This window comes from Dawidia cretensis, assembly GCF_018598175.1.
Lineage (GTDB): Bacteria > Bacteroidota > Bacteroidia > Cytophagales > Cyclobacteriaceae > Ohtaekwangia > Ohtaekwangia cretensis.
Genome location: NZ_JAHESE010000015.1, coordinates 1 through 13,399 on the forward strand (window position 1 = coordinate 1; position 13,399 = coordinate 13,399).

At 53.7% G+C, this 13,399-nt stretch carries 7 protein-coding genes; 1 reads left to right on the forward strand and 6 read right to left on the reverse strand.

Annotation, left to right across the window (positions count from 1 at the left end):
• Positions 1-932 (reverse strand): carboxypeptidase-like regulatory domain-containing protein (locus KK062_RS15335; protein ID WP_254085197.1); only part of this gene is annotated, 932 nt, incomplete at its 3' end.
• A 370-nt stretch (positions 933-1,302) separates the two neighbouring features.
• Here KK062_RS15335 and KK062_RS15340 point away from each other — a divergent pair.
• The gene (locus tag KK062_RS15340; protein WP_254085198.1) at positions 1,303-7,395 is read left to right on the forward strand and encodes an alpha-2-macroglobulin family protein; all 6,093 of its coding nucleotides are present in this window, start codon (positions 1,303-1,305) and stop codon (positions 7,393-7,395) included.
• Between the two features lie 229 nt (positions 7,396-7,624).
• Here KK062_RS15340 and KK062_RS15345 read toward each other — a convergent pair whose 3' ends face one another.
• Genes KK062_RS15345 through KK062_RS15365 form a run of 5 tightly spaced genes read right to left on the reverse strand, consistent with a single transcriptional unit; the run spans position 7,625 to position 13,331 of the window.
• A complete protein-coding gene (locus KK062_RS15345; protein WP_254085199.1) occupies positions 7,625-9,064 on the reverse strand; it encodes a C1 family peptidase in 1,440 nt (479 codons plus the stop codon).
• The gene (locus tag KK062_RS15350) at positions 9,054-9,629 is read right to left on the reverse strand and encodes a hypothetical protein (RefSeq protein ID WP_254085200.1); all 576 of its coding nucleotides are present in this window, start codon (positions 9,627-9,629) and stop codon (positions 9,054-9,056) included. The genes KK062_RS15345 and KK062_RS15350 overlap by 11 nt, the downstream gene beginning before the upstream one ends.
• Before the next feature lie 27 nt (positions 9,630-9,656).
• A complete protein-coding gene (locus tag KK062_RS15355; RefSeq protein WP_254085201.1) occupies positions 9,657-10,490 on the reverse strand; it encodes a hypothetical protein in 834 nt (277 codons plus the stop codon).
• A gap of 34 nt (positions 10,491-10,524) precedes the next feature.
• Complete coding sequence (locus KK062_RS15360) at positions 10,525-12,165, reverse strand: caspase family protein (RefSeq protein ID WP_254085202.1); 1,641 nt, start codon at positions 12,163-12,165, stop codon at positions 10,525-10,527.
• 17 nt (positions 12,166-12,182) lie between these two features.
• Entirely contained in the window at positions 12,183-13,331 is a 1,149-nt protein-coding gene (locus KK062_RS15365) for a PKD domain-containing protein (RefSeq protein ID WP_254085203.1), read from the reverse strand.
• Between the last annotated feature and the right edge of the window lie 68 nt (positions 13,332-13,399).

Sequence of the window (13,399 nt, forward strand, 5' to 3'; positions counted from 1 at the left end):
CCGCGTCCACCGCCGCCACCACCACCACTGCTGCTAACGCCCAGGAGATCTTCGTTGCTAAAGTTTTGCTGATTGATGTTATTGGACAGCCCTACGAATGACAGCTTGCGGTCGCCTTTAAAAGAGTTGATATTTCCACCGGCGGTATACCGGCCGTCTTCGCCGATGCCGGCATAGACGCGCCCGAATTGACCATTGTTACGGCCCTTCTTGGTAACGATGTTGATCGTCTTGCGTGTATTGCCATCGTCGAAGCCGGTGAACTGTGATTGCTCACTGAGGCGATCAAATACTTCAATCTTATCAATAATCTCTGCGGGCAGATTCTTGAGGGCGAGGTTGGCGTCGTCTCCAAAGAACACTTTGCCGTCCACCAATACTTGTTGTACGGCTTCGCCTTGTGCCTTGACGCCGGTGTTGTCAACGGTAATGCCGGGCATCTTGCCAATGAGGTCTTCGGCGACGGCGTCACGGTTTACCTTAAACGCGTTGGCGTTATATTGTAAGGTGTCGCCTTTCTGTTCTACCTGGATGGCGGCGCCTTTGATCTCGACGCCCTTCAATGTCGTTACGCCGGGCGCCAGGGTGATGGTGCCGAGATCCGTATCGGGCTCGCGCACGACTACGGTGCGCTGGCGTGTGGTGTACCCGATATAGGAATATTGTAAAACATAACGGCCTGGGGCTACGTTGGTAAATAAAAATCGACCGTCGATGTCGGTGACGGCGCCTTTGCGCTGGGTGGAGTCGTTGGCTTGCTGCAATACCACGCTCACGCCGATCAGTGTGGTGTTATCCGTACTGTCGGCAATAATACCGGTCAGGCGGCGTTCCTGGGCTATAGCCTGATAGGTGGTTACACCCGTCAGGAAGAAGATGATGCAAATGTAACGGACTACCATACTGGGCCCACAATCAAAAAATCGTACCATTTTTTCGGTTTGGAGTGGAAAAGTAAAGAAAGTCGCGCCAATCGCCAGCAGGTACTACGGGAGCGGTCGGCAGTAGCCAGCTGACGGTCGACGGTATGGGAAGACTATTCGACGGCTCGGCGCCCCGTCCTATTATAATTGTTGTAACGAATTGAGCCTGAAAGGATAGCGCCCTGGTATTTTGATAACGTGGAACATCTGGTATCTTCCGGACTGAAAAAATCAGTGTCCTTCCGTATGGATTCCAGGATGCCTGCGCATCCTGACTGCAGTGAAGACAAATCAAACACTTGTTGCGATGAAGAATTTCTGGCTGATACTTGTACTGAGCTGTATCGCTCACCTTAACCTGGCACAAAACACAAAAAAGATGACTCCTTGGGATTATGCAAAGGCCTGGAAAGAGGTCGCGGATTTTGAGCAGAAAGGTCTGCCGAAGTCGGCCCTCACGACGGTCGAGACGATTTATGCGCAGGCGAAGAAAGAAAGCAACGCGCCGCAATTGGTGAAGGCTATTCTCTTTCGCGTAAAGTTGATCGAACATGAAGATGACGCGTATACGAAAAACCTCGAATCCATTCGCGCAGAAGCGGAGCAGGCTACATTTCCAGCCAAGCCGCTGCTGCACTCGATGCTGGCCGAGATGTACTGGCGTTATTATCAGAACAACCGCTACCGCTTTCGCCAGCGTAGCGACATCACGGCGAATGCCGAGGAAGGCCGGGACGTAGAGACCTGGGGACTCGAGCGGATCATTCGCGAGACGAGCGAGCAATACAGGCTCTCCCTGGCAGACGCTGCCAGAAGCCAGGGCACACCCATTGACCTGTATCAGGACATGGTCTACGCCGGCAATGCCAAAGGCCGCACGGCCCGCCCTACCCTCTATGATTTTTTAGCACACCGCGCCATCGACTTCTTTGGCGCGGAAGAGCCTTCTATATCACGGCCGGCCTACGCTTTTACGCTCGATCAGGAAGCGTATTTTAGTGATGCCCAGGCATTCGCTACCCTCGCGCTAACCACACGTGACACGAACTCGCTGAAGTTTCAGGCGCTGACGCTGCTGCAATCCCTCACGCATTTCCACCTGAACGATCGCGACCCTGCCGCGCTTGTCGATGTAGACCTGGAGCGCCTGCAATTTGTCCGCGGCCATGCAACCTTGTCCAACAAGCTGGAGCTATACCGTGCAGCGTTGGATAAGCTGGAGAAGAAACACGAGGCTCAACCGGTGTCGGCCCTGGTGAGCTACTACGTTGCACAGACCTATGTTGAGACAGCCGCACGGTACAAGCCGTTGGTGTCCGAGACTCATAAGAACGACCTGAAGATTGCATATGAGCGGTGCGAAGCCGTAAAGAAACGTTTCCCGGGCTCCGATGGCGCACAGTACTGTGAAAACCTGCAGGCGCAGATCAAACAACATTCCGTCAGCGCCAAACTGGAAGAGAATAACTTACCCGGCCAGCCCTTCCGTTGCCTGGTGCACTATCGCAACTTCCAGGACCTGCACTACCGCCTGATACGCGTTACTTCGGATGAGGTGCGCGCGCAGCGCAAGCGCCAGGAGCGCAGCTCGACCAACGACCGGGAGCTGGAATTCCTGCGTTACTTCCTGGCCAAGGCTCCGGTGAAGACAGGTCACGTTACCTTGCCCGACGATGGCGACTACCAGGATCACAGCCTGGAGGTAAAGTTCGACGCTGTGCCCGAAGGTGAATACATGGTCATGCTAAGCAACCGTGCGGATTTCTCGGGCGGCGAAAATGCGCTGTCGTATGCTTTTACGCGTGTGACGCTGATCAGCTATATCCACCGGAACCTGCCGGATGGTACGATCGAATTCCATGTACTGAACCGTCAGACGGGTGAGCCCCTGGCAAGCGCCAAGGCGGATGTGTATGGATCGAAGTATAATTATAACAAAAGCATCTACGAGCCCGTATTGGTCGGTAGTTATACCACCGATCCCCGGGGCTATATACTTGTGCCGTATGTGCGGAATGAGCACCTGAGCGGTCTGTATACGAACTTCACCTACCACAAGGACTTTACCAGCACGGTGCCCATTGATCAACAGTCGTATTATTACGGCTCGTTGCACCAGTACAAGGAGCCACCGCGTGCGGAATATGTACAGGTTATGTTTTTCCTGGACCGTGCGATCTATCGCCCGGGGCAGACGATCTACTTTAAAGGATTGGTGATCCGTACCAACGGCGTGAAGTCGGAGATCGTCCCGAAGCATCGCACTACCGTTACGTTGCTGGATGTCAACTCCCAGCCCCGCGGGCAGGTTGAGGTAACAACCAACGACTACGGCACGTTCAGCGGCACGTTCCAGGCACCTACCTCGGGACTGACCGGCGAGATGACGCTTCATACAGGCGAAAACGCCGGCGAGGCGTCGTTCTCGGTGGAAGAATATAAACGTCCCAAGTTTGAAGCTACATTCGAACCGATCAAGGCTTCCTTCCGATTGAATGAGTCGATCCATACCGAGGGAAAAGCGCAGGCCTATTCCGGGGCCGCGATCGATGGCGCCAAGGTGCAATACCGGGTGGTGCGCGTGGCGCACTTCCCGTACTGGTGGTATTACCGGTGGGGCTACTATCCGCAATCACCGGAGATGGAGATTGCTCACGGGGAAACGGCGACGGATGCCTCCGGTAAATTTGCGGTGGACTTTACCGCTATTCCCGACCTGACGGTAGACCGTACTTCAGATCCTACATTCAGCTATACGATCTATGCTGACGTAACGGACGTAAACGGCGAGACCCATAGTGCTACCACTATTGTAACAGTCGGCTATAAATCTCTCGTGCTGCAAGTTCCGGTGACGAACCTGGACAAGGATGTGACGAAGGTGCCTGAGCTAGCGATCCGCGCTACTAACCTGGCGGGCGAACCACAGACGGCACAAGGTACGATCACGATCTATCCGTTGAAAGCGCCGGCTAAACCCTTCCGTGCCCGTCTCTGGGAACAGCCCGACCGCCACCTCTATACACAGAACGAGTATTACAGCTTGTTCCCGGCAGACTTGTATGCAGACGAAGGCAACAAGTTTACGTGGGAGAAAGACAATGCTGTATTGACGCTTCCTTTTAACACCGCAGAGAAGACGACGTTCGCCATCAGTGACCTTTCCAAATGGAAAACAGGTGAGTATGTCTTAGAGGTTACCGCCAACGATAAAGATGGTCAGCCTGTAAAGGAGCTAACATACTTCACTGTCTACTCGCTGCAGGCCAGGACGCTGGCGACACCGGCGGTGCACACGTTCCAGCCGGTCAGGCTTACAGCAGAGCCCGGTGAAACCGCTACGTTTATGGCGGGTACCAGCGTGCGACGGATCCATGTTCTCTACGAAGTGGAGCGTGACGGTACAATCCTGAGCAAAGAATGGGTAACACTGGGTGACGAGCAACGGTTGTTTAAGATCGCTGTCGAGGAGTCGCACCGCGGCAACCTGGCGATACACTATACTTTTGTTTATGATAACCGACTTTACCATCAATCGGAAATTGTAAACGTGCCCTATACCAATAAAGCGCTGGACATCACGTTTGAAAGCTTCCGCGACAAGCTGCTGCCGGGACAACAGGAACAATGGAAGATTCGCATTAAAGGCAAGGGGGCTGATAAAGTGGCGGCAGAGATGGTTGCCACGCTCTACGATGCCTCGCTCGATGCTTTCCGTATGCATGGCTGGTCGGCCAGCTTTTTTGAATCCTTTTATGCGCAGTTGAATTGGAGCAGCGCCAAGGGGTTTGACGTGGAGTCGTTGCATGTTTACGATCATGATTGGAATCGCTACCCCCATTTTTCTCCGGAGTCGCCCCGATACGATGCCCTGAACTGGTATGGTTTCAACTTCTACTATTACCATGACCGCCGGATGCTGAAGAAGTCGGCTCGCGGTGTCAGTGCAGGTGTCGTTATGGAGGAAGCGACGATGTCGCTCGACGCTGCCGCACCGGTTGCGGCTGCTCCTATGGCTGAAAAAGAATCAAAAGCGGAAGACAGCGTTGGCGGTTTTGGCGGTGCACCAAAACCGGGTGGCAAAGCCGATGAACCGGCAGCACCCCGCGAAGACTTCAGCGCGGTACAAGCCCGTACCAACTTTAATGAAACAGCTTTCTTCTACCCACACCTGCAGACCAATGCCGAGGGAGAGATCATCGTTGGCTTTACCATACCCGAAGCGTTGACACGCTGGAAGATGCTGGGCTTTGCGCATACACAAGACCTGAAGTCCGGCCTGGTCACAAACCAGCTGGTGACACAAAAGGACCTGATGGTGGTGCCCAATCAACCACGGTTCTTCCGGGAGAACGACAAGATGGTTTTCCAGGTGAAGGTGACCAGCCTGGCCGACACGCCGCTGCAGGGACAAGCGCAACTGGAATTTTTTGATGCGTTGACCATGAAGCCCGCCACCGGCGTACTCGCCACGGGGGCGGTACGCGTCTTTTCGGTAGCGGCACATCAGAGCACAAACCTGACGTGGAATATTACGATCCCGGAAGGATTGCAGGCCCTCACCTACCGCGTGGTGGCCAAAGCTGGTAACTTCTCGGACGGTGAAGAGATGACGCTGCCCGTTGTGACCAACCGTATGCTGGTAACGGAAACCCTGCCGCTGCCCATTCGTGGTAAGCAAAGCAAAGACTTCCGCTTTGAGAAGTTGCTGACGAATAAGTCTACCACGTTGCGCCACCAACGCTTTACATTGGAGTTTACATCCAACCCGGCATGGTACGCTATTCAAGCGCTGCCGTACCTGATGGAATATCCATATGAATGTGTGGAGCAGACGTTCAGCCGCTTCTATGCCAACAGCATTGCTTCGCATGTGGCGAACTCCAATCCCCGGATCAAGCAGGTATTTGATACCTGGAAAAATATACAGCCTAACGCGCTGCTGTCAAACCTGGAGAAGAACCAGGAGCTGAAGTCGGCATTACTGGAGGAGACACCATGGGTACTGCAGGCACAGGATGAAACCCAACGCAAGCGTGCGGTAGGTTTGTTGTTCGACCTGAACCGCATGGCCAACGAGCAAGAGCGCGCCGTCGACAAGGTCGTGAAGGCACAAACGGCCAGCGGTGGATTTAGCTGGTTCCCAGGGTGCCCAGAGGATCTGTATATGACACAACATATCGTGACCGGTATGGGCCATCTCGACGTGATGGGCGTACGGTCGGTGCGTAATGAAGACCGCACGTGGTCGATGGTTCAAAACGCACTGCGGTATATGGACGCACAGTTGCTGAAGGAATACGAAGACCTGAAAGACCGTGTGCGGCGTAAGCACGCCAAGCTCGAAGACAACAACCTGGGCTACGGTCAGATTCAATACCTGTACGCGCGCACCTATTTCAAAGACATAGCAGTGCCTGCGCAAACCCAGGAAGCCTATAACTATTACATTGGGCAGGCTAAAAAGTACTGGTTGGATTACAACCTCTACCTGGAAGGCATGCTTTGCTTAACACTGCACCGCACGGGTGACAAGGTTACGACGGCGGCCATGATCAAGTCGTTTAACGAACGCGCACTGCACAGCGAAGAGATGGGCATGTATTGGAAGGTGGAGCATGGTTACTACTGGTACCAGGCACCGATCGAAACTCAGGCGCTGATGATCGAGGTATACGATGAAGTAGCTAACGACACGAAGGCAGTGGAAGACCTGAAGGTATGGTTGCTGAAGCAGAAACAAACACAGGACTGGAAGACGACAAAGGCTACAACTGAAGCGTGTTATGCATTGCTACGTCGTGGTGTAAGTCAGCTGGCCAGTACTGCTCTGGTAGATATCAAGGTGGGCGACCAGGTGGTTGATCCGGCGAAACGTCCGGACGCTTCTGTCGAAGCGGGCACCGGATATTTCAAGACGGCCTGGCAGGCAAATGAGATCAGCAGCAAGTTTGGCAACATCCATGTCACGAAGCGCGACGACGGCGTAGCCTGGGGTGCTGTTTATTGGCAGTACTTTGAGCAGCTGGACAAGATCACGCCGGCGGAGACGCCGTTGAAGTTGAAGAAGGAGCTGTTTAAGGAAGTGCGTACGGATCGTGGTCCGGTGATTACGCCGATTACGGAGCAGACGCCGCTGCAGGTGGGTGACCTGGTGAAGGTTCGTATCGAGCTACGGACGGATCGCACGATGGAGTATGTGCATCTGAAAGATATGCGGGCGGCGGGCTTTGAGCCGGTTTCGACGCTCTCGACGAATCGTTATCAGGATGGGCTCTATTATTACGAAAGTCCGCGGGATTTGGCGACGAACTTCTTTATGGGGTATTTGCCCAAGGGGACGTATGTGTTTGAATATGACTTGCGCGTGTCGCAGCAGGGAGATTTTTCGAATGGGGTTACTACGATTCAGTGTATGTATGCACCGGAGTTTTCGAGTCACTCGGCGGGAATACGGGTGAATATTAAATAGCGTTTGTCGCACTATTGATCTCGTATTCTGGTTCAAGTCTTCCGACCGAAGGGAGGCGACTTGGACCTATTCTGATGTCAGTCTTCAGACTGGCGGGGAGCCTCGGCAGATGCCAATCTAATGACCGTCGGTTACGACGTGACCTCGATGCCAGTCTGAAGACTGGCATTCGTCACGGCACAAGTGACCGCGCCCACGCTTACGCTCGGCGCTAAACACTTGCGCCAGGCTATTTCTTTACATCAAATTCCAATAACAACGACACCGTGCCTTTGCCCTGGCTCGGTGCGAAGTAATGAATCCGGTCACCAGTATAGGAGGCTTCGCAGCCGCGGATCAGTTGATTGCCGAAGACTTTTTGTACGCGGGTGCTTACATCGCCGCGCAGTGAGGCGAATTGTTCAAGCCGTGCGGGCAGGTCTTTGATTGCCTGGTGTGCGTGCAGTACCCACAGATACTCCGTGCCGGGTTGTGTTAAGGAGAATACATTGTATTTACCGGGCAGTACGATGCGCGGCTGGGCGGTCGTGACGACTGCGTTGTTATACTCCGCGGCGAATTGACGGTTAAGTCGTTCGTCTCGTGGCCAGTGAACCGTGGGTTGCAGATCGTGATCGAGGCTGAGTACGTATATATAGCTGTCGGGTAAGAGGCCTTCGGCGATCAGCTGAAACTCCAGCGGCAGCGCGCCGCCGTGGCGCACGCGGAAGCGGTCGTTGGTATATGTAAACGGTACTGGGGCGAAGGTGGCGGATACATCCTCTTCGCCGATGACTTTCAACACGGGGCGTAATACTTGCAGGTTGCCTTCAATGTAGTGTTGATCGCCGCGTGCCAGGACAAACTGGTATGCGTATTTGCAATACGAGGCAAAGTCGTCGTAGCGAATCCAGGCGAAGCCGCTGTTGGCCCAGCCGGTGCCCCAACTGTTCATGACTTCAAAGGCTTTGCGCGTGTCGTCGAAGCCGATGACAACCATGGCGTGGCCGCCGAAGATGTTGGTCTTGCCGATGTTGGGGTACCACACGGCATCGGTGGATTTCAGCGTGAGGAAGTTCTCGAGCACGAGCATGCCGACCACTACGGGCTTGTTACCCGCCAGGGCCAGCTTGACCCGGTCGATCTTGGTCTCGGGGGCTGCGTCGGGTGTGAACAAGGCGACGAAGCTTTTCATCCGGTTTAAGGAGGCTTTGTTACGAAGGGCTATGGCGGGCACAGAATCGCAGGCATTGCTGACGGCAAATTCGCGGTATAATACGTTGCCCTTCTCTTGCACGAAGGTGAGTGCCTGGTGCAGCTCGGCGCCATAGTCGCAGGTGCCGAGCTTGATCTGGTTGTATAGGAACATGGCCGAGTACGCCTCAGCGTCGATCTGGCTGCGTTTACCGGACCACCGATTGGCTATCGCTTTCTCGATCGTCATGGCGGCATACCCCACCGACCAGCCCACACATGAGCTAGTCTTGCCCTGATCGCGTACGGTGGGGCAATAGGGCTTCAGGTCTACTTTAAACGTATTACGCAATACGGTGCCGTCCTTTGCGCCCAGGCTGTCGTAGACGCGCTGCGGGGCCCTGGCGTATGCGTCGTCGTTCAGTAGGAGGCCCTGTGCCATGCCGTTGTATGCCGCGAGCCCGGCGATGAATACCAAAATAATGCTAGATCTCATCCCAGTTCTTAAAGCGGTACGGGGTTACCAGGTATTGTTCGAGTATGGCGTCGTTCATCTTTTTGATCTCGCTGTCTACCTGTTTGATCACTTCTACGGCCAGCTTGGCGTATTTCAAAATCTGCGGCAGCATGGCGATGAGCGCATTGCCAGTAATCTGTCCGTTGGTGAGTGTGGTCACTTCTTTCTGGAACGTGTTGGAATAGTATTCTTTGGCGCGGTATAGATCGGCTTCTACCTGTTTTGAATAGGCATCCGGGTAGCGAATGAGGTATTTGCGTTTCTCTTTGTGCATCAGGTCGGCTTTGATGTTGCGCAAGGCAGCATTAAAATATTCGGCTGACGAATTATAGGCATAGATCACGTTCTCGACTTCTTCTTTGGAGTAGCGATCCTGAATGACTTTAAAGTTTCGGACGGCGGATTGCGACCGTTCCTGTAATTCGGCGAACTCCGTAAAGAAGGGTGTATTTTGCAGGCTCTTGAGGGCCACCACCGTACTGGACTGTGCCCGGGTGGACAGTGTGGCAATCAACAGGAATATTGTTATGATGAAATATTTCATACCATTTAATGTTAGGGTTACACATACTTAATTCGACAGACGGCATGTGAGCGTCAAGCCCCCTGCCGTGTATACTTTACCGGGAGCTGATTTTCGGTCGATGTTCAGATAGGGTGCGAACGACACGGTGCGTTGCTCCAATTTCTTCAGTTGAATCAGGCGGTTGACCATGATGATGCCCGCCGTGAGCAGTACAGCGCCGCCGGCTACTTTCAGAAATGTTCCCGTCTTGTGTTTTTTGTTGGCTTCGTCGTATACATCATTGCGAGTAGTGCCCATTTCTTCGTATACCACGGCCGTTTCTACCATGTTCTGCTTGTAAACATTGTACAGGTCTTTGGAGTCCGAGCTACTCTTCATACCGCTGGTAATGAGTCCGACGCCTGTGGCGCCAATGCCGCCCAGGCCTACCCAGAACGGTATACCGTTACCGGACGCGCCCGACGGCAGGTTTTTCATCAGGTCGGGAGCCTTTACAGTCTCTTCAGGCTTCTTGGTGTTGGCATCGGCGTTTGTGGCCGTGGTATTGGTGGGCACGGGGCTGGTGGCGGATACTTCTACCGACAGCTCTCCGTTGAGCTCTGCCAGGTCGTCGAATATATTCCAGATCACTTTCTTGCCCGTGCCCATGCGAACATAGTTACCCACGTCGCCCGAGACGGACTTGGGTACAATGGCTTTGTTGTCGATAATGACTTTCAGCGCAACGTCGAAGTAGATGGCGTTGCCTTGCTTGGCGAGGTCGTATGTGATGACGATGCGCTCGTCATTTTCCAACTCCCATTTTACATTAGACACGGTCTGCCCGGAGGCCTGCCATGCCAGGGAGATTAATGCGAGAAGTGTTACAAAAAGTTTCATGATCGTGAGGGGTTGTTATTATCTATTTCAACTATTATTCTGTTACAAACAGCGCGACGTCGCCCAGGTCGTCTTTGACAAGCACGGGGTTCTGCGCGCGGTTCTTTACTTTCTTGACGATGGTCGCCACTTCCTTGCTTACGAAGCTGTGCAGCTCGTGTAACGTGACGATGTGATTTTTATCGGCGTCAGCGCGTCCGAGTGTCAGTCCTTGTATAATGGCTTTTGTAAAGGCGCCATTCTTCCATTGCGGGTCTTCGTACGATTGCTCTTCACCGCGGCTGGAGGCAAAGACGGTCAGGCCTTTCTTGACGGCGTTGAGCTTGCTGATCTCGAAGTTTATGTCGGCGGGGTTGGCCCGCGCGCCACCGCTGTGGCAGGCGTCGATGAAGATGATCTTCTTGCACGGCACATCCTCGAGTATACCGACGATCTCCTGTCGGAAGGATACCGATGTGCTACGCTGCCGTGTGGGGGCATAGTCATCGCCCTGGATGCGGAAGTCGCCGTCGAGTATAAAGCCGTGCGACGAGATAAACGCCAGGATGACATCATCGGGACCAATACTACCGGTGTAGTAACGCACTTTAAATTCTTCCAGCGTACCACGGATCTCCTGTGCCGAGGCTTGATCCCCCACGAGCGTATCGATCATGACCTTGCTGAACAAGCGATTGCCGCCTGCCGTGGCCTGGTTCTTAAACACGCCGGCAAAGTCGCGCGCATCCTTGCGGGTGTAGGCCAGGTTGGTTTCGGTACCTACGCAGAGGATATGCAGGTTTGGACGGAACGGACTGTACGCCACTTGCAACCGCTCTGAACGCGCTACGGGGTTTGTTTGCACTTCCAGGTATACTTCGTTTGTGCCGGCTTGCTCTGCCAGATCCACTTGCCCGGTAAAGATGAAGTTGCCTTGTGAGTCCTTTTCCAGCGTAGACTGGCTACCCGCGGGCAGCGCTTTGCCATTGTGCATAACGCGTACCTGGTCGAGTGTAATGGCATTTGGCGTGAGTATCCGAAACTTAAGCGGCAGCGCCTTTTCTTTCGTGGTATAGGGCTGTCCATTCAGCAGCACGGGGTCGTAGGCAGTCCACCAATATACACTGGCAACACCGCGCGGTGTTTCCCGGGCGCCACCCAGCGGTTGGATGGTGACGGTACGTCCCTTTCGGAATACAATAAGTGGTTCGCTCTTTTTGTTTTGTTTTTCGGTCGTCACTTCCAGCACAATCTCATTGGCGCCTTCGGTCAGCGCGATGCGGTTGGTGTAATTAAATTCCTGCTGCTGGCCGTACAGCCCGCTGACATCCATGCGTGCGCCCGATCGCTGACGGTTATGATAAAGCACGACGTTGCCGGGTTTAATGGCCGTGGTGGAAAAAATCTTTGCCTGCAAATCAAACTGACCGTCTTTGAGTGGGATATTCTCGCCCGCGGCATTACTCCAGTCGATCAGTATATAGTCTTTCTTTTTACCGCCGATATTGATCGTCATCGCCTGACTCTTGCTTGTCGATACGCCGGTGTCGACAGTCTCTTCTTTGGCCTTTTTCTTTTTACCAAACAAGCCACCTTTCTTCTTCCCCCCTTCCGATCCGTTCTGGGCTTGGGTAGCCACCGTGGCTCCGAGCATGATGGCCAATGCCAGCATGCAATAGCATGTAGTGTATTTCATACCAGTAGGAAGTCAGATCACTCGACGACGAGCACGTTGTATTTGCGGTCTTGTAACATCGTCTGTCCACTCTGGTTGAAGACGCTCCAGTTGGCATTCGGACCGTACCAGAGCCCGGTAACCTGGTCGTTGGCGACCGGCCAGGTGATCTCCGCCCCCTGGTTAAAGGTCGTGATGACCAGTGCCGACGGCTTATTGTTGGTCAATGCATTGTTGAGCCGGGTATAGTCCCCTACAATGGATTCGAATGTGCACGTATGGACATAGGAGCTTGCGTCTTCGCTGACGATCACGTTAATTTTGAGCCCTGCCGGCAATTCGTCCTGGTGCAGGTTCATGATCTCCCACCGATTATTGACGTACACTACGCCCAGGGGCCAGGTGATATAGTCGCTGGACTTTATCCAGAGGGGGGTAACAAACACACGGGCATTGGGATGGTTATTCAGCATCGGGTGGTCGATCGTGGAGACGTGTATCAATCGTTTATTAGCGGGTGTTATTTCGTGGACGAAAGCATTTTCTGATCCGGCGTCGGCGGTGACGACGTTAAACTTCTCCCCTTCTTGCAGACCGCTCAGGTTCTCATTAAAGATTCCCCACTTGCCGCCCCAATAATATACTCCGAGCGCCGAGGTATTGCGTTCGCCCATGACGGGTGTGACAACAATGATTTTGTCGGGCTTGCCATTGGTCAGTACGTTGTCGATCATGGTGAGCTGGGGCGATTCAGGCACCGTCATTCCAATGTCTATTACGTGCTGGAACGCTTTCAACCCGCCCGCCGTCGGGGTTTTATTGATATATACCGTCAGCGTGGTGTCGTGCTGGATACTATCATTAAAGGCGCGCAGCGTGACCGGAAATGCCCCGGAGGTGGCATATACGTGCACCGGGTTGGGTAACGTAGATACAGCGCTTTCGTCGCCAAAGTCCCATTCATAGGTGGCAGCGTTTTTGGAGGCGTTGGTGAAGCTGACTGAACAGTTCGCATTACAGAGAGGGTCTTGTACATGGAACGTGAAGTCACTTTTCAACTTCCCGTCGGAAGGTTCAATGACGGCGAGATCACAGCCGGATACGAGCAGCCATGGGGTCCAGAGCAAATAGTTCCGGAGTAATTGCAGCCTCCGGAAAGTGTTACTAAAACAGGTGAGTGTGTTCATGGGTCTTGGGTTTTTAATGAACTCACCCCTTTGTCAGGATCGTTTGAAAGTGGTTACCGCCTTTGTGA